Here is an 18,446-nt window from a genome sequence, read left to right on the forward strand (position 1 = left end):
CTTCTCAGCGGCGCTGCCAATGCAGCGCGCGACGTTCGGCGAGGACGAAAAGCCAGTTCAGCGCGAGGCCCAGCACGGCGAGGATCACCAGCCAGGCATACATGTCGCGCACGCGGAAACTCCTTTGCATGTCGAGGATGAGGAAGCCGAGGCCACCTTCGCCCGCCAGCATCTCCGACAGCACGGCCAGCACCATCGCGAGGCCGAGGCTGATGCGCATGCCGGCCAGCACCAGCGGTAGCGCGGCGGGCAGGACCAGATGCAGCAGCGTGTGTGATACGGGCCAGCCATGGGTGCGCGCGGCATCCAGCATCACGCGATCGACGCCGCGCACGCCCTGAAGCGTGTTCACCAGCACAGGAAAGGTGACGACCAACGCCACGGAGGTGACCTTCATCGCGAAGCCGATGCCGAGGAACAGCATCAGCGGCGGCACCAGCGCTGATTTGGGGATCGGGCGGACCAGCTCCACCAGCGGCTCCAGCATCCGGAAGACGGATGGCCACCACCCCATGGCGAGGCCCGCCGCGATGCCGATGGCGCTGCCGATGGCGAAGCCGGTGAAGACCAGGCGCAGCGTCTGCAGCATCGGTGCCCACACATCGCCGGCCTCGAGCAGGTCCCACAGCCGCAGCGCGATGGTGCTGGGCGGGGGCATGAGCGCGCGGCGGATGAGGCCGGCATCGACGGCCCATTCAAGGCCCAGCAGCAGCGCGGCCAGCACCAGCACGCCCGGTAGCGGCGAGAGCAGCCGTTCAACCCGCATGGCGCGCCAGCAGCTTGTCCAGCAGATGGTGGCGCAGCTCGAGAAAACGCGGATGCTCCCGCGTCGCGATGGGGTCGCGCGGGCGGGGGAGGGCGACCTCGATCTCCTCCGCCACCGTAGTCGGGCGGTTCGTCAGCACCACGATGCGATCGGCGAGTTGGATCGCCTCCTCCACATCATGCGTCACCAGCATGATCGTCAGGCGGCGGCGGGACCAGATGTCCAGCACCAGCGATTGCAGGTCGAGCCTGGTCAGCGCGTCCACGGCGCTGAAGGGTTCGTCCATCAGCAGCATCGCGGGCTCCGCCGCCAGCGCGCGGGCGATGGCGACGCGCTGCTGCATGCCGCCGGACAGCTGCCAGGGGAAGTGGTCGCCGAAGCCATCGAGGCCCACGAGCTTCAGCGGTTCGTCGGCCGCTTCGCGCGCGCGGCGCCGGCCGAGGCGGTGTTCGGTCGCGAAGGCGACATTGTCCCGGACGCTGCGCCAGGGCAGCAGGGACCGGCTGTATTGCTGGAAGACATAGACGGCTTCCGGCGGCGGCGCGGTGACGGCGCGGCCGGCCAGGCGCACGCTGCCGCTGGTGGCGGGCAGAAGCCCTGCCGCCATCTGCAACAAGGTCGATTTACCGCATCCCGAAGGGCCCAGCACCGCGAGGAACTCGCCCTCCTCCACGGAAAGCGAGACGCGGTCCATCACGCGCGCCGGCGGCCCGCCGCGCGTGGGGTATTCCTTCGTGACCTCATCCAGTTCCAGGAACCGCATCGTGTCTTCCCATCAGAGGAAGCCGTGCGGCGTTTTCCGCCCTTAAAAGAGTTCGAAGTATTCCCGCTGTTCCCATTCCGAGACCTCGGCCTCGAACCGGGCAATCTCCGCGCGCTTGAGGCGGAGATAGTAGTTGATGAAGGCGTCGCCGAAGGCGTCGCGAGCGACGGTGCTGGCTTCCAGCGCCGACAGCGCCTCCGCCAGGTTGCGCGGCAGGGGGGCGGCCTGGGTCTCGTAGGGGGTGTCGGCCGGCGTGCCGGGATCCGCCTGCGTCGCGATGCCGTGCAGGCCGAAGGCGAGTTGCGAGGCCATGTAGAGATAGGGGTTGGCCGCGGGTTCGCCGACGCGGTTCTCGATCCGCGTCGCGGCATCGCCGGGGGTGCCGAGGGCGCGGAGCATGACACCGCGATTATCGATGCCCCAGATCGCGCGGTCCGGCGCCAGGCTGTTGGGGCGGTAGCGGCGGTAGCCGTTCAGCGTCGGCGTCGCGAAGGCGGCGGCGGCACGGGCTTCCGCCAGCAGGCCGCCGAGGAAGTGCTTCGCGATCGGCGACAGCAACCCGTCTCCGTCTCCGTCGGCGGCGAAGACGTTGCGGCCGGTGGCGCGGGATTTCAGGGACTGGTGCAGGTGCCAGCCGCTGCTCATCACGTTCGGGATGCGCGGGCGGCACATGAAGGTGGCGTGGTAGCCGTGGCGGCGGGCGACCTGTTTCACGGCGGAGCGGAACAGGATCATCAAATCGGCGCTGGCCAACGCATCCTGCGCGGCGAAGGTGAACTCCACCTGGCTCGGACCGAACTCCACTTCCATGGAGCGCAGCGGCAGGCCGAGCGCCTGGATCTCCTTCCGCAGGATCTCGAGCGCGGGGTCCAGCTGGTCGTAGCGAAGCTCGGTCAGGTAGTTGTAGCCCTGCGTCAGCAGGGAGACATCGGGTGGCGTGCCGGGCTGGCCGGAATCCTCCGGCGCCATGCGGGGGTTGGTCACGCGGAACAGGTGGAACTCAACCTCCAGCCCCGTGACGTAGTCGAAGCCCAGCGCCTCAGCCTTCGCGATCTGCTGCCGCAGGAGGTGGCGGGTAGAGAAGGGTACGACGCGGCCATCGGGGTAGTAGGCCTCGCACTGCATCCAGCCGGTGTGGGGCGCCCAGGGCAGGCGGCGGAAGCTGGCGGGGTCCGGGACCAGCAGTGCGTCGGCCGCGCCTTCCAGCGCCCGTTCGCCGAGGCCCCCGCCGGCGCTCCATACCGGGAAGACGGTGCGGTGCGACGTGTCCTTCAGTAGCAACGTGGTCGTCATCGCCACGCCGGATTCGAGGGCGCGCTGCACCTCGCTCGCGACGATGGTCTTGCCGCGGAGGATGCCGTGCTGGTCGGGCCAGGCCAGGCGCACCACCTCGATGCCATCCTCCGCGATGCGGTCGAGGACTTCCGCGCGGGCTTCGGCCGAATGCAGGCCGTGTGTCTGGCAAAAGCTCATTCGGCGGCGAGGGCGGGCGGGGCCCAGGGGGCGGCGCCACGGCGGCGCTCCACGGCCTGGCGCCAATGGGTCTCCCACGTCGCAGCGGGGGCCATGGTGTCGATGGTGCCGGGGCCCGTCAGGCCCGCCGTCGCGTCTTCCTGGAGCAGCGCGGGTCGCTTGCCTTCCTCCACCGCCGCCATGGCGCGCATCAGCAGGCGGCGATTGGCGGCGATCGCCTTGTCGCTGCTGGCCAGCGTCTCCCGCGTGCGGTCCTGGATCGCGCCCTGCGATTCGACCGCCCATTGGTCGTGGACGTTGATGTCCTCGCCCATGCCTGTGTAGGTCTTGCTGGCCTGCTCCTCGGCATCGAAGCCATAGTCGTTCTGCCGGCCCTTCTTCGGCAGGTAGTCGGGCAGCGCGTAATTCTCCAGCCGCTGCGCGCGCATCCGTGGGCGGTCCACGGGGCCGGCGAAGCTGGTGAAGATGGCGATCCAGTAGCAGCGCGTGTCATCCACCGGCATGTGCCACTGGGTGATGGTCATCTCCGCGCTCATCGGGATGACGAAGGCCTGGGGGAAGAACAGGTTCGTCACGCGCACATGCGTCGTCGCATCATTGATGCCGCGCAGTGCGGTGACGCGCAGGCCATAGGGGGTGTTGTCCACCTCGATCCGCGGGCGGGGAAATTCGCGCAGCACATAGGTCATCGGCAGATCGGAGCCGTCGCTGGTGGCGCGGAACTGCTTGCCGTAGCTTTCCTTCTCGTCCCCATCGTCGAAGAAGCGATGCAGGAAGCTGGCGTGCGCCGGGTCGATGCCGACCTCCAGCGCCTGCAGCCAGTTGCACTCGATGAGGCCCTTGAAGGCGAAGGTATGGGTATCGGGCGCCGCGAAGCAGTCGAAGGCGGGGAAGGGCGGTGCCGCGCTCTCGCCGAGATAGGCGAAGATGATGCCGCTGCGGATCTCCACGGGATAGCTGCGCTGCTTGATGCGGGTGCAGAGCGTGCTGCCCTCGGGCTCCGCCGGCGTCTCGAGGCATTTGCCGGTCACGTCGAAGAGCCAGCCATGGAAGGGGCAGCGGAGGCCGCCATCCTCCAGCCGCCCGAAGGCGAGGTCGGCGTTGCGGTGCGGGCAGTCCCGGTCCAGCAGGCCGATGCGGCCGGCCTCGTCCCGGAACAGCACGAAATCCTGGCCGAGCGCGCGGACGGGGCGGACGGGGCGCTTGCCCTCCAACTCATCGACCAAAGCGACGGGCTGCCAGTAGTGGCGCAGAACCTTGCCGCCCGGCGTGCCGGGGCCGACCCGGGTCAGCCGTTCATTCTGCTCCGCACTGATCACAGGGTTCACTCCGGGACAGGTGTTCACTGACCGAACGCTTGTGCGAGGATAGAGCGAGGCCGGCGGAACCGGCAAGACAGAGTTGGAGGGTCCATGCCCCGGATCGGGGAGGAACATGCCGCGCGGCGGCGGGAAGCCGGTCATGGTGCCGACTTCCTGGAAGCCCTGGCCCGCGGCCTGGCCGTGCTGCAGGCCTTCGGGCCGGAACGGCGGCAGATGACGTTGGCGGAGGCCGCGCGCGCCGTGGACCTGCCGCGCGCGACGGTGCGCCGCGCGCTGCACACGCTGGTGGTGCTGGGGCATGTGGAGAGCGATGGCAGGCTGTTCCGGCTGACGCCGCAGGTGCTGCGCCTGGCGGCGGGGTATCTCGGTGCCAGCGGCGTCTCCACCGTGCTGCAGCCGTTGTGTGAGCGCCTGGCGGCGGAGGCCGGCGGGCCGTGTTCCGCTGCGGTGCTGGATGGGGCGGAGATCGTGTTTGTCGCCTATGGGCGACCGCGGCTGATGCTGAACGTCTCCACCATGGTCGGCAGCCGGCTGCCGGCCTTCTGCACGGCGCTGGGCCGCGTGCTGCTGGCGCATCTGCCGGAAGCGGCCTGCGCCGCGGCGCTGCGCCCCTTCCTGGTGACGCCGCGGACGGAGACGGACCCGGCGCGGCTGCGCGAGCTGGTGGCGGCGGCGCGGACGGAGGGCCATGCGCTGGTGGAGCAGGAGGCGGAGCTGGGCTTCCGGTCGCTGGCCGTGCCGCTGCCGCGGCAGGATGGGCGTGTGGTCGCCGCGCTCAACATCGGCATGCCGATGGAGGGCGAGACGGCGGAGGCCTTCCGTGCGCGCTGGCTGCCGGTGCTGCGGCGGGAGGCGGAGGCGGCGGCGCCGCTGCTGCTGTGAGGCGCCTCAGCCGCAATCGATGATGAGGCGCGTGAGGCCGCGGACCAGGATGCTTTCCTGCCGCTGCGCCGCGATGATCGCGATGCTTGGCAGGCGCTTCGCGATGCGGTCGAAGACCAGCTCGGCCTCCAGGTTTGCCAGGCTCGACCCCGCGCAGGTGTGGATGCCGGCGCCGAAGGCGAGGTGGCGGGTTTCCTGGCGGGAGAGGTCGAGGCGATCGGCATCCGCGAAGACATCGGGGTCCCGGTTCGCGGAGCCGAGGCCGAAGCCGATGGTCTGGCCCTTGCGGATCGAGGCGCCGAGGAACTCCACATCCTCCAGCGCATGGCGGAACGCGATCTGCTGCGGGCTGTCGTAGCGCAGCAGCTCACTGACGACGAGGCGGCCCTGCGTCTCGCCGGCACGGAGCCGCGCATATTCGCCGGGGTTCCGCGCCAGCGCATGCAGGCCGTTGCCGATGAGGAGCGACGACGCCTCATGCCCCGCAAACAGGAACAGCACGCAGGAGGCGAGCAACTCCTGCTCCGTCAGGAAGCTGCCGGAATCATGCGCGGCGATGAGCAGGCCGAGGAAATCATCCTTCGGCTTCGCGCGCCGTTCGCGGACCAGCGTGCCGAAATAGGCGACGAGTTCCGCGGCGCGCCGGCTGCCGGCGGCGATGCGTTCGGGGGTGCGGACCAGGTCGAGGGAGAGCGTGATCTCCCTGACCCAGCCGCGCACCAGCGGATGGTCTTCCTCCGGCACGCCCATGAGGTCGGAGACGATGTCGATCGACAGGGGGGAGGAGAGGTCGGAGATGATGTCGAAGGGGCCGTATTCCGGAACGACCTCGAAGGCCGCGTCGATCAGCACCTCGATCCGCGGGCGCATGGCGTTGACCTGGCGCAGCGCGAAGACGGGGGCGGCGATGCGGCGGAGGCGCGCGTGTTCGGGCGGGTCCTTGAAGAGCATCCACTGCGCGATCATGGCGTAGAGCGGGCGGTGCGGTTCGGGGATGGGAGTGAAGGCCTCCGGCGGCAGGACCTTCGCGACCTCCCGCCCGAAGCGGTCATCCTTCAGCCCGGCATTGACGTCGGCATAGCGGCTGACGAACCAGAAGCCGGCATAGCCCTGCGCGGGTGTGGTGGCCCAGCCGATCGGGTGTTCGCGGCGCAGGCGGTCATAGGTGGGGTAGGGATCCTCGACGAAATCGGGATCGAGCGGGCGGAACACCGTCCGTCGCAGGCCGGACATCAGGCGGCGCCCTTCGGCAGCGTCGCCTCGATCAGCGCGGCGAGTTCGCCGACATCCTTGACGCGATAGGCGGCCAGGCGCGGGAGCTTCACGCCGAAGGTCTTCTCCACCGCGGAGAGGATGCGCATGTGGCCGAGTGAATCCCATTCGGGCGTGGTCTTGGCGCAGGTCGCGGCATCGATGTCGGCTTCGTCGATCTCCAGCGTCCCCGCCACCAGTGCGCGCAGCGCCGCGAAGATATCCTCCACCATGACAGGCCTCATTCTTTTCCGCAGCAGCAGCGGGAGTGTGTTCCAACCGAGATTACCCGCGGCATAGCCGATGATGGGCTGCGCGCGGCGGGCGGGGTCAAGCGCGATGGCATCGAGGCGCGCCAGCAGAACCTCGAACGCAATGCGGGCTTCGAGGCGCGCGAGGGGGCCACCGGGACAGGTGTGGATGCCGGTGCCGAAGCCGAGATGGCCGCGATTGTCGCGCGCCAGGTCGAGCGTATCGGGATCGGTCCAGCGCGCCTCGTCCCGGTTCGCGGCGCCCGGAAACAGCATCAGCATGGCCCCCGCCGGCAGCGCCGTGCCGCCCAGCACCACGTCGCGCGTGACGCGCCGCGCGATGCGTTGCAGGGGCGGGCGCAGCCGCGCGAGTTCCTCGACGAAGCGGGGGATCAGGTCGGGCTGTTCCTGCAGGCGGCGGAACAAAGCTGGGTTCGTGGCCAGCCAGTGCAGGCCGCTGGCGATCATGTTCGCCGTCGTCTCATGCCCGCCGATCAGCAGCAGGGCGCAGAGGTTGCGGAGTTCGTCGCGCGTCAGCGTGCCGCGCTGTTCCTCCTGCACCAGCGTGCCGAGGATGTCGTCGCGGGGATTCGCCAGGTGATCCTCGATGGCGGTGTCGAGGATGCGCATCAGGGCATCGAGGCCGATGCGCGCTTCCGCCAGCAATTCGGGCGGGCCCATGCCGGTGGCGGCGAAGCCGGCCAGCAGCGCGTCGCGGGCATAACGATTCATCGCGTCCCTTTGGGCGTCCTGCTGGTCGAGCGGGACACCAAGCATCTCGCAGATCACGGTGACGGAGAGCGGGTTGGCGAATCCCTCCACCACATCGCCGCGATTGGGCAGCGCATCGGCCAGCTGCTCCGCGATGGCGGCGATGCGCGGTGCCAAGTGCTGGATGGCGCGCGGCGTGAAGGCCTTGTTGACCGTGCCGCGCAGCCGCGTGTGGTCCGGCGCGTCCTTCATCACCATGGACATGATCGGCACGTCCATGCCGAGGTCGGAGGCGAAGGTCGTGGCATCCCGCAGCACCGCCTCCACGTCGTCATGGCGCGTCACCAGCCACATCGGCGGGCGGTCGAGGCGATGCACGGGCGAATGCTGGCGCAGGCGCGCATAGGCGGGGTGCGGGTCCGCCTGAATGGCGGGGTCCAGCAGGTCGAAATGGATCGGGCAGCCGGTCATGGCGCGGCCAGGATCACGTCGAAGCCGAGGCGGGACGCGACGGTGCCCTCCGCCGCGATGACGTCGCTGGCGCGGAACCCGGCCCCCGCCAGCGCGTCCTGCCACTGGTCGCGCGACAGCAGTGGGTGCAGCGGCCGCAGGGCCAGGTCGGTGCGGTCATCGAAGCCGGCCTGGAGGCCCATGCCGAGGTCGAACCAGGGGAAGAAGCGCGTTTCCTCCAGCAGCAGCAGCAGACCGTCTGGCTTCAGCCAGGCGCGGGCATGGCGCAGCGCGCGGGCGATGTCGGGCGCGGCGTGCAGTGCGGAGGAAGCGAGCACCACGTCGAAGCGGCGCGCATCGGTGGGTGGCTGGTCCATGTCCAGCTCGCCGAATTCCAGCCAGTCCCGCCCCGTGAAGCGGCGTGCCGCGCGGCGCAGCAGATGGGCGTTGAGGTCGGTGAAGCGGTAGCGGATGCGGCCCGTCGGCAGATGCGGCTCGATCGCCGCCAGCGTCGTGCCGAGGCCACCGCCGAGTTCCAGCACCTCGATCGGGCGCTGCCCGGCCAGGCGCGCCAGGATCGCGGCGATGGCGGCGTTGGGTTCGGCGAAAAGTTTCCCGTAGATGTCGGGCGTTTCCTCGGCGAGGTAGATGGAGGCGGCGTGCTCGCTGCCGGTCAGCAGGCCGGGCAGGCCCGCGATGACGCGGTCCAGGAAATCCCGTGCCTCCGGCCCGAAGCGCAGGCGATCTACGCCGAGGATGGCGTGGGTGGAGGGCGGCACGGCATCGGCGCCGATGCGCGCGACCTCCGGCAGCATCCGGTCCAGCCAGAAGCGGTAGCGCGGGATGATCCCATGGCGCGCGATCAGCGTCGGGGCGTCCAGCGGCGCCGTGCCGCCCGTGATGCGGCGGATCGCGGCGGCGGCGGCGGCGGCGGCCTGGTCGCGGAAGGTATCGGCGGTGACGGCGAATGCCGCGTCCGAGACGGGCTGCCCGTGGCGCCTCGCGGCCTCCGTGCCGGCCTTCAGCAGCGCGGGGTCGATGGCGATGGCGGCTTCCGCCAGTTCGGTCATCAGCGCGGCCATCAGCGGCAGGTTCTCCGCCGAGAGCATGGCCAGGTGGTCGCCGGGCAGGCGGCGCAGCGTGATGCGCCCCTGCACGACATCGCCCCAGCCGAGGAAGGGGTCCTGTGCCGCGGCGGCGCTGTCGAGGCCGGCGAGTTCGGCCGGGAAACCCTCCTCGCTGCGGATCAGGGCGACATCGCCCTCGATCGGTTCGGGGCGATAGGCGCCGAGGGCGCGGAAATTCGCCTTGAACATCGCCACCATGCGGTCCAGCGGCAGGGTCAGCGGGCCGAAGCGCCCGGCTTCCTGCATCGCCACCGCGGTGCGGCGGAAGCGGGTTTCCGCATCCGCGCCGTCCACCGGCACTGCCGCGCCATACAGTGCCTCCAAAGCGCGAGTCATGGCGGTGTAGGCGATCTCGTCGGACTGCACCGCATCGAAATGCGCGGTTGTGCGCAGCGTGTCGCCCAGCAGCAGCAGGGGCACATCCTCCCCCATCGCGCGCAGGCGACGCGCGACCTCGATGGCGATGAGGCCGCCGAAGGAATGGCCGGCGAGGAGGTAGGGGCCGTGCCGCTGTTCCTGGCGCAGCCTCGCGACGACGTGGTCGGCCTGCGCCTCCACGCTGTCGAGCGGCGTCTCCCCTTCCGCCATGCCGGGCAGCTGGAGGGAGACGATGGCGAAGCGGCTGACCGCGGCGGCGAGGTCCCGGAGGTAGAAGGGAAGCGACAGGATGCCCGGCATCAGCACCAGCCGCGGGCGCTGGTCATCCCGCGCGGCGCCGAAGGTGACGAGGGTGCTGGTGGCGGCGCGGCCGGATTGCAGTTCCCCGGCCAGGGCGTTGATGGTGGGGCGGGCGAAGATGGCCTGCAGCGGGATGGCGCGGCCGAAGCGCTCCGCCAGGCGGCGCTGGATGGAGACGAGCGAGAGCGAGGTGGCGCCGAGTTCGAACAGCGACCGGTCCGGCTCCGGCACCGCCACGCCCAGCACAGCAGCGACTTCCGCCGCCACGTCCCGCGCCAGGCCCGCACCCTGTCCAGCGGCGCCATCCACCAGCGCCGGGACCAGCGCCTTGCGGTCCACCTTGCCGTTGGAGGACAGCGGGACACGGTCGATCGGCGTCAGGCTGGCGGGCACCATGTAGGCAGGCAGGCGCTGGCGCAGATGGGCGCGCAGCGTGGCGCCGAAATCGTCCGGCGCTCCGTCCGGCTTCGGCACGTAGAAGCCGTGCAGGACGCGATCCCGGCCGCCGCCCACGGAGGGGGCGGTGACGACCGCCTGGGCCACCGCGGGGTGGCTGGCGAGCGCGGCCTCGATCTCGCCCAGCTCGATGCGGTAGCCCTGCACCTTCACCTGGAAATCCTCGCGGCCGAGGAATTCGATGGGGGTTGGGCCGGTGCCTTCGCCATGCCGGCGGAAGCGGCCGAGGTCGCCGGTGCGGTAGCGCCGTTCCCCGGTCAGCGGGTTGCGGATGAAGCGTTCGGCGGTCAGCACGGGGTCGCGCCAATAGCCGCGGGCCAGGCCGGCGCCGGAGATCTCGATCTCCCCGATCGTCCAGTCCGGGCAGGGCTCCCCGCGCGCGTTCACGACATGGAGCATCTGGCCGGCAAGGGGCAGGCCGTAGGGGATGCTGGGCCAGGCAGGATCGAGGGCATCGATCTCCTGCGCATTGGACCAGATGGCGGCTTCCGTCGCGCCGCCCAGCGCCACCAGCCGCGCGGCGGGGGCCTGGGCGCGGAGCTTCGGGATCAGGTCGAGCGGCACCCAGTCGCCGGACATCATCACCAGGCGCAGGCGGTGGTCGGGCGGCAGGCCGTATTCGACCTGCATCGCCACCAGCGCCGGCACGCTGTTCCACACCGTGACGGCATGGCGGGCGCAGAGGTCGCCCCAATGGGAGGGATCGCGGCTGGCCTCCGGCGCCGGCAGCACCAGCGCGCCGCCGGCGGCGAACAGGCCGAAGATGTCCCAGACCGAGAGGTCGAAGCCCAGCTGCGACAGGCCGAGCGCACGGTCCTCCGGCCCGATCGCCCAGCGGCGGTTCACCTCCGCCACCGTGGCGATGGCGGCGGCGTGTTCGATCATCACGCCCTTGGGCTCTCCGGTGGAGCCGGAGGTGTAGATGACATAGGCGAGGCGGGTCGGGTCCTCGACCGGCGGCAAAGCGGGCAGGGGGGTGGCGGCGCGGGCGGTGGCGAGCGCGGCATCGGCCAGCGCGTCATCCTCCACCAGCAGCGCCTCCCCGCGCTGCACCAGCAGGGCGCGGCGGTCGGCGGGCAAGGCGGGATCGACGGGGAGGTAGGCGGCGCCAGCCTTCAGCGTGGCCAGCACGGCGACGATCTGGCGCCAGCCCTTGGGATAGCCGATGGCGACCAGGCGGTCGCGCGTATGGCCCTGCAGCCGCTGCACAAGCACGGCCGCGAGGTGCGCGGCGGCGGCATCCAGCGTCGCGTAGTCCAGCGCGATGTCCGGCGTGATGAGGGCGGTGGCGCCTGGCGTGGCGGCGGCCTGGCGTTCGAAGCCGGCCTGCAGGAGTTCGGGCGCGGTGGCGGGCAGCAGGGCCGCGCGGGACAGCGGTGGCAGCATGGCGGCGACGCTGCGGTTCCAGCCTCGGCCGGTGGCGAGTTCATCCAGCAGCCCGCGCCAGGCGGCGACCATGGCGGGGACGGTGTCGGGCGGGAACAGCGATTCGACCACGTCCCAGGAACAGAGAAGCTGGCCGTCCTCCTCCGACACCTGGTGGTCGATGATGACCTGGGGGGTGGAGGAGACGTTGAACACCGTGCGGCCCAGGCGGTCGAAGCCCGTCGCGTCGGTGGCGGGCGCGTCGCCGGCGCGGCGGAAGCCGAGCGCGCTGGTGAAGACATAGGGGCTGTAGGCGGCGGCCTCCCCGGATTGGCGCGCGGCCTGGCGCAGGACCTCGATCCCGCTGACGGTGGCGTGGTCCATGTCCTCCGCCAGGCGGCGGGCCAGGGCCTCGGCGCGGGCGGCGAAGCCGGCGGGGCGGGCATCGACCTCCAGCAGGATGGTGGAGGTGAAGTCGCCCAGCACGCGCGGCATGTCCGGATGGCGCGGCGGGCGGTTGAAGGCGGTGACGGTCAGGCAGAAGCGGTCCTGACGCGCCCATGCGGCCAGTGTTTCGGCATAGGCGGCGGCAAGCAGCGTCGGCAGCGTCAGCCCATGCGCGCGGGCCTCCCGCCTCAGGGCTTCCGCCTGGGCAGGGGGCAGGATGGCGCGGTGGCGGCGGAAGGGGCGGCGCGTGCCGTCGGCCATGTCGCCCAGCAGCGGCAGGTCAGGCCCAGGCGGCAGGCGGCGCGCGTTCCAGTAGGCCAGGTCGCGGCGATAGGCGTCGCTGTCGCGGAAGGCGATTTCCGCCAGCACATGGTCGCGGAAGCCGATGCCGATGGGCGGCAGGCTGGCCGCCGGATCCTCGTACAGCACGCCCCATTCCTGCCGCAGCGCATGGATGGAGGCCGCATCGAGGGCGATGAGGTCGAAGGACAGATGCAGCCGCGTGGTGGCGTCGAAGCGCGTGGCGCGGATGTCGAAGAGCGGCCACTGGTCGGTCTCTGCCACGCGGGCGGCCAAGCTCTCCCGCCGCGCGGCGAGGGTCGCGGCCGGATCGCCCTCGATGGCGAGGATATCGATGGCGTAGTGGGGCACGCTGGGCAGAATGCGCTGCGTGCCGTCCCGCAGGATGATGGCGCGCAGCATGTCGTGGCGGCGGATCAGCGTGTTCAGTGCGGCCTCGGCGCGCGCCAGGTCGATCACCGTGCTGTCGAATTCGGTGTAGAGCGTGCAGGCGGTGGCGCCGAGTGCCAGATCCCCGCGGCGGCCGAGCCAATAGGCCTGCTGCATGTCCGTCAGCGGGAAGGGCTCGTGCCGCTTCGCGAGGTCGGGCTGGATGTGGCGGGGCGCCGCCGTGATGGGCGCTGTTGCCGGCGCGGGCGCGGTGCCCAGGAGGCTGGCGATGGAGGCGCCCTCGATCAGCGTCCGCACCGCGACATCGATGCCGGCCTCGGCCTGCAGGCGGTTCCTGATCTCCACGGCCATCAAGCTGTCGAGGCCGAGATCGTGCAGCGGCGTGTCGGCATCCGGCGTCGTGGCGAGGCCCAGCACCTCCGCCACGATTCGCGCGACGTCGCCGCGCGGGGCCGCCGCCGGTGCCGCGCCTGCCGGGGTGAGGGAGGCGATGGTGGCGCCCTCGATCAGCGTGCGGACGGCAACATCGATGCCGGCCTCGGCGGCCAGGCGGTTCCTGATCTCGACGGCCATGAGGCTGTCGAGGCCGAGGTCATGCAGCGGCGTGTTGGCGGCGGGCGCCGTGGCGAGGCCCAGCACCTCCGCCACGATGCGGGCAACGTCGCCGCGCGGAGGCACCGCCGGTGCCGCGCCAGCCGGCGCGAGGGAGGCGATGGTGGCGCCCTCGATCAAGGCGCGGACGGAGACATCGATGCCGGCCTCGGCGGCCAGGCGGTTCCTGATCTCCACGGCCATGAGGCTGTCGAGGCCGAGGTCGTGCAGCGGTGTCTCGGGATCGGCAGGCCCGGCGAGGCCCAGCACCTCCGCCACGATACGCGCGACATCGGCGCGTGGCATCGATGGCGCGGCGGCGGCGGGTTGCGGCGTGGGCTTCGCCAGGGGCGCCGGCGCCGCGCGCGGCGCGGGGGCCGTGGCGACATCCTGGAACAGGCGGGGCGGCATCGCGCCGAACAGCGTGGCGAAGCGGCGCCAATCGACCGAGGGCAGCAGGATCAGCCGCGCGGCATCGGCGCCCAGCGCCGCGCCGAACAGGCGCTGCCCTTCCTCCGGCGCGATGGAGCCGAGGCCCAGGCCCTCCGCCTGGCGATCGAAGCCGAGGGCCGCGGCGGAACCGGTCCCGCGCCAGACGCCCCAATCCAGGCTGATGACGGGAAGCCCCCCGGTCCGGCGCAGGCTGGCGAGGCCATCGAGGAAGGCGCTGGCGAAGGCGTGGTTCACCTGGCGGGCGGAGCCGATGACGCCGGCGGCGGAGGCGCAGAACACGAGGTGCCGCGGCCGCGCGGTTTCCGGCAGGGCGCGTATGGCGGCATCCAGCGCCAGCGCGCCGGCGATCTTGGCGCGCAGCACCGGGGCGATGGTGGCTTCGTCCTGCGCGGCGATGGGCGCATCCGCCAGCAACCCGGCGGCATGGACCACGCCCTGCAGACCGGGCGTTTCCGCCAGCAGCCGCGTGATGGCGGCGGTATCGGCCACATCGGCGGCGATGTGCCGCACCGGGACCGCCAGGGCGGGCGGGGTGGCGGCGCGGCGGCTGAGCAGCAGTATTTCCGTGGCGCCATGGGCAGCGAGCCAGGTCGCGATCTCCCGCGCCAGGCCGCCGCTGCCGCCGGTGATGAGCCAGGTGCCGGAGACGCGGGCGGGCGCACGTGGCGCGGGGGCAGGGCGCAGGCGCGGCACGGTGCGGCAGCCCTCCGCATCCCAGCCGATCTCCGCTTCGCCATCGCCGGCCAGGACTTCATCCACCAGCGCCTCCGCGCTCGGCGGCGCGACGATCAGGCGCGGGGCGAGGGCGGGGGCTTCCAGCGCGAGGGAGCGGACGAAGCCGGGCAGGCCGGCATGGCCGAGGCTGCCATCGGCGACGATGACCAGGCGCGGCGGCACGGGCCGGGCCATGGCCTCCCGCGCCATCGCGACCAGATCGGCCAGCAGCGCCTCCTGCCCGGGCGCCGTCGCGGCGGCGGGCGGCAGGATATGGAGGAGGCCATCGGCCTGGCTGGCGCTGGCCAGCCGCGCGCCTGCCCCGGCCAGCAGCGCGGCTGCGCGGCCGGCCTCCCCCGCGACATGCCAGGTTGCACCGGGGGTGGGGCGTTCGGGCAGGCGGCGGGCGAGGATCACTTCGCCGGTCGCATCCGGCGGGACCTCGAAGCCTGATTCCGCAAGCAGGGAGCGCCAGGAATCGAGGCTGAGGAGCGGATGGTCCGGGCGGCGGCTGGTATCGGTGAAGCGCCACCAGCCCTCCGTCAGGCCGAAGACGATGTCGATCCAGCGGCGCCGCGCCGTGCTCTCCACCAGCAGCAGCACGCCACCGGGCGCGAGCAGGCCGCTGATGTGCTTCAGCGTGGCACCGAGATCGGCAGTGGCGTGCAGCACATTGGCGGCCAGGACCACATCCGCGCAGCCCGGCGCAAAGCCCTGCGCGGCGGGATCGCGTTCGATGTCGAGCAGCGCCGGCACCAGCCCGGCGCCCGCGAATTTCCGCTGCGCCGCGGTCAGGAAGGCCGGCGAGACATCGGTGAAGCGATAGTGGCGCGCCGCTTCGGGCAGCGCATCCAGCAGCGCGCCGGTGGCGCCGCCGGTACCGGCGCCGACCTCCACGATGCGAAGGCGGCGGCCCTTCGGCGTCGCGGCGGCCAGTCGCGCGGCGGCGGCGCGCAGCAGGCCGTTGACGGTGTGGGCATAGGCGGAGGTTTCGTAGAAGGCGCCGGCCCCGGCCTCATTGGCGGGGAAGAGCAGCCCGAGGGGTTCGGTGCGGCCCGTGAGGACATCGGCGAGGGCTTCGCCGCAGCGGCGCAGCACCGCGACCTCCCCCTGCATGGCGGGGGCGGCGGCGAGGACGGCATCGATGGCAGGGGGATCATCGGGCGGGCTGCGGAGTACGGTCCAGCGGCGGCGATCCCGCTTCAGCACGCCGTCCTCCGCCAGCATCGACAGCAGCCGGTGGAACAGGCGGTGATGGCGTTCCGCGATGCCGAGTGCTTCCGCGAGGGCGAAGAAGGTCAGTTGGGTGCCGGGCTTGAAGGGCAGGCCGAGCCGGCGCAGCGCCTGCACGGCATAGGCGGTGGCGACGGATTCCAGTGCCTCTCCCTGGCGGGCATAGGCATCCATGTCGTGCAGGGTGGCGAGGCGCCGGGCCTCGGGCGCGAGCGCGGCGCCGAGGCGCGCGGCGCCAGGCAGGAAGGCGGGCGGGGCCAGGCCATCCACCAGCGGCGCGGGTTGGCGGGCTTCCTGCCAAAAGGCCTGGCTGCCGGGCCGCGGCAGGAAGCGGAGGCCACGGACCTCCAGCGCCACGCCCTGGTCGTCGATCAGCAGCAGGTCGGCGGTGATGCCATCGCCTTCCGCCTGCGCGGTGACGACGACGCGGGGCGAGGCGCCGGGGCGGCGATGCAGCGCGACATGGCCGATGCCACCCGGGACCAGCGTGGCGCCCGCCTCCGCCGCGACGGCGGCGGCGACGAGTTGGAAGGCGGCGTCGAGCTGCGCGGGGTGCAGCAGGAAGCGCGCATCGGCCGGGCCGGCGGCGAGGGTGGCGGTGGCGATGCCGGGCCCGCGCCGGATGGCGCCGAGCAGGCGGAAGGCCGGGCCGTGCTGGATGCCGCGCTCGGCCAGGGCAGCGTAGAGCGCGTCTGCGTCGAGCGGCGTATCCGCCGTCGCGATGGGCGGCGCGGGTGGCGCGGCGCGGGGCGCCAGGCGGCCGGATGCGTGGATGACGGGGGCGGCGGCGGGATCTTCCGGCCGGTGGCTCAGGATGCGGAAGGTGCCGTCGGTCGCGATGGTGTGCAGATGCGTGGGCGCGCTTTCGGACAGGCGGAGCGGCGTGGTGATGTCCAGCGCCTCGATCGCCTGGCCGGGGAAGGCGGCGAGCGCCATCTCGACATAGGCGCTGGCGGGCAGGATGGGCTGGCCCTCGACCAGGTGCTGCGCGAGGAAGGCGGTGGCGGGGCGACGAAGGTCGAGGATGGCGGACCAGCGGCGTTCGGACGACAGCGGCAGGGGGATGGGGCGGCCGAGCAGCGGGTGCGCGCCATCGTCATCCACCGCCACGGCCGGGGCGGCTTCGGCGGGGGCGTCGATCCAGAAGCGTTCGCGCTGGAAGGGTGTGGTCGGGATGGCGACGCGGCGGCCCTGGGTCGGCGGCAGGCTGGGCGGCGGCGCGTTGGAGGGGATGGCGGCGGCCAGTTCCCCCGGTGCGCGCACCGCGACCCACCAGGGCAGCCGCGCGCGGCCAATCCGGGCGGTGTGGCAGATATCGGCGAAGCGGTCCGTGGTGGTGGAGAGGTGGTCGCGGTAGCGGGCGATGAGGGCGCGGAGCGCGGGCTCCGTCCGGGCGGAGAGGAACAGCACCGGCGCTTCGGCGGGCTCGGCTTCGACCGGTGCCGGCGCGGGCGGCGCTTCCAGCACGATGTGCACATTGGTGCCGGAAAAGCCGAAGCTGCTGACGCCGACGCGCCGCACGCCGCCATGCACGGGCGTTGTCGGGATGCGGATATCGGCGCCGGCGAGATCGATATGCGGGTTGAGCCTGGTGAAATGCAGGCTGGGTGGGATGGCCTGGTGGCGCAGCATCAGCGCCGCCTTGATGAGCCCCGCCGTGCCGGCCGCCGCCTCGCAATGGCCGATATTCGTCTTGACCGAGGCGACATGCAGCGGGCGATCCGCGCGCATCCCGAAGACGGCGCGCAGCGCATGCATCTCGATGGGATCGCCGAGCGCGGTGCCGGTGCCATGCGCCTCGATCGCGTCGATGTCGTCGGGCGTCAGGCCGGCATTGGCGAGCGCGGCGCGGATGACGGCTTCCTGCGCGGGGCCGTTCGGTGCCGTCAGCCCGGCGCTGCGGCCATCCTGGTTGACGGCGCTGCCGCGGATGACGGCGAGCACGCGATCGCCATCCGCCACCGCATCCGACAGGCGCTTGAGCACCAGCGCGCCGCAGCCCTCTCCGCGCACATAGCCATCGGCGCCCGCATCGAAGGTCTTGCAGGCGCCGTCCGGGGACAGCATGCGGCCGAGGCAGAAATTGATCGTGATGTCGGGCGTGAGCATGAGATTCACGCCGGCGACGATGGCGAGCCCGCACTCCCGCGCGCGCAGCGCCTGCACCGCCAGATGCGTGGCGACGAGGGAGGAGGAGCAGGCGGTATCCACCGCCATGCAGGGGCCCTGGAAGCCGAAGCTGTAGCTGATGCGGCCGGAGGCGACGGAGGCCGCATTGCCCGCGCCCGCCGCCGCGTTGCTGCCGGAGCCATGCGCGGTGCGCGACAGCAGCGCGGAATAATCGTTGGTGCTGATGCCGACATAGACGCCGGTGCGGCTGCCGACGAGCGATGGCGGCGCGATGCCCGCATCCTCCAGCGCTTCCCAGGTTACTTCCAGCAGCAGGCGCTGCTGCGGGTCGATGCCGATCGCCTCCCGCGGCGAGATGCGGAAGAACAGCGGTTCGAACCCGTCGACGCGGTCGAGGAAGCAACTTTTCCGCACATACATGCGCCCAGCGCGGCCGGGTTCGGGATCGTAGAGCGCGTCGATGTCCCAGCGGTCCCGTGGCACTTCGCGGCTGCCGTCCCGGCCTTCCAGCAATGCCTGCCACATCGCGTCCGGGCTGTCCGACCCCGCGGGATAGCGGCAACCCATGCCGACGATGGCGATGGGCGCGGTGTTCGCGCGTTCCAGTTCGGCGTTGCGGGCCCGCAGGCGGGCAAGCGCGACGACGGCCTGCTGCATCGGAGTCATGGAAGGGCGGTCGAGCATCGGGCGCGC

The 18,446-nt window shown here is 71.9% G+C and carries 8 protein-coding genes; 1 reads left to right on the forward strand and 7 read right to left on the reverse strand.

The window, feature by feature from the left end; all coding sequences use genetic code 11:
- Positions 1 to 4: 4 nt before the first annotated feature.
- Genes ACTIE5_RS19590 through ACTIE5_RS19605 form a run of 4 tightly spaced genes read right to left on the reverse strand, consistent with a single transcriptional unit; the run spans position 5 to position 4,330 of the window.
- Positions 5 to 766 (reverse strand): ABC transporter permease, encoded by a 762-nt coding sequence (locus ACTIE5_RS19590; RefSeq protein WP_439551399.1) that lies wholly within the window; start codon positions 764 to 766, stop codon positions 5 to 7.
- Positions 756 to 1,529, reverse strand: a complete 774-nt coding sequence (locus ACTIE5_RS19595) for an ABC transporter ATP-binding protein (RefSeq protein WP_439551400.1) — start codon at positions 1,527 to 1,529, stop codon at positions 756 to 758. The genes ACTIE5_RS19590 and ACTIE5_RS19595 overlap by 11 nt, the downstream gene beginning before the upstream one ends.
- 42 nt (positions 1,530 to 1,571) lie before the next feature.
- Positions 1,572 to 3,002, reverse strand: a complete 1,431-nt coding sequence (locus ACTIE5_RS19600; RefSeq protein ID WP_439551401.1) for a glutamine synthetase family protein — start codon at positions 3,000 to 3,002, stop codon at positions 1,572 to 1,574.
- Positions 2,999 to 4,330: a Rieske 2Fe-2S domain-containing protein gene (locus ACTIE5_RS19605; RefSeq protein WP_439551402.1), complete on the reverse strand. Its 1,332-nt coding sequence runs from the start codon at positions 4,328 to 4,330 to the stop codon at positions 2,999 to 3,001. The genes ACTIE5_RS19600 and ACTIE5_RS19605 overlap by 4 nt, the downstream gene beginning before the upstream one ends.
- An 84-nt stretch (positions 4,331 to 4,414) precedes the next feature.
- On the opposite strand from ACTIE5_RS19605, the gene ACTIE5_RS19610 reads away from it, so the two are divergent.
- Positions 4,415 to 5,206, forward strand: coding sequence for an IclR family transcriptional regulator domain-containing protein (locus tag ACTIE5_RS19610; protein WP_439551403.1), 792 nt, complete (start codon positions 4,415 to 4,417; stop codon positions 5,204 to 5,206).
- 6 nt (positions 5,207 to 5,212) lie between these two features.
- Here ACTIE5_RS19610 and ACTIE5_RS19615 read toward each other — a convergent pair whose 3' ends face one another.
- The 3 genes from ACTIE5_RS19615 to ACTIE5_RS19625 are packed head-to-tail and all read right to left on the reverse strand — an operon-like array spanning position 5,213 to position 18,437.
- Positions 5,213 to 6,439, reverse strand: a complete 1,227-nt coding sequence (locus ACTIE5_RS19615; RefSeq protein WP_439551404.1) for a cytochrome P450 — start codon at positions 6,437 to 6,439, stop codon at positions 5,213 to 5,215.
- On the reverse strand, positions 6,439 to 7,890 hold the full coding sequence (locus ACTIE5_RS19620; protein WP_439551405.1) for a cytochrome P450: 1,452 nt from the start codon (positions 7,888 to 7,890) through the stop codon (positions 6,439 to 6,441). Before ACTIE5_RS19620 ends, ACTIE5_RS19615 begins: the two co-directional genes overlap by 1 nt.
- Positions 7,887 to 18,437, reverse strand: coding sequence for an amino acid adenylation domain-containing protein (locus tag ACTIE5_RS19625; RefSeq protein ID WP_439551406.1), 10,551 nt, complete (start codon positions 18,435 to 18,437; stop codon positions 7,887 to 7,889). The genes ACTIE5_RS19620 and ACTIE5_RS19625 overlap by 4 nt, the downstream gene beginning before the upstream one ends.
- Between the last annotated feature and the right edge of the window lie 9 nt (positions 18,438 to 18,446).

The sequence above is a fragment of the Falsiroseomonas sp. genome (genome assembly GCF_051859025.1).
Lineage (GTDB): Bacteria > Pseudomonadota > Alphaproteobacteria > Acetobacterales > Acetobacteraceae > Falsiroseomonas.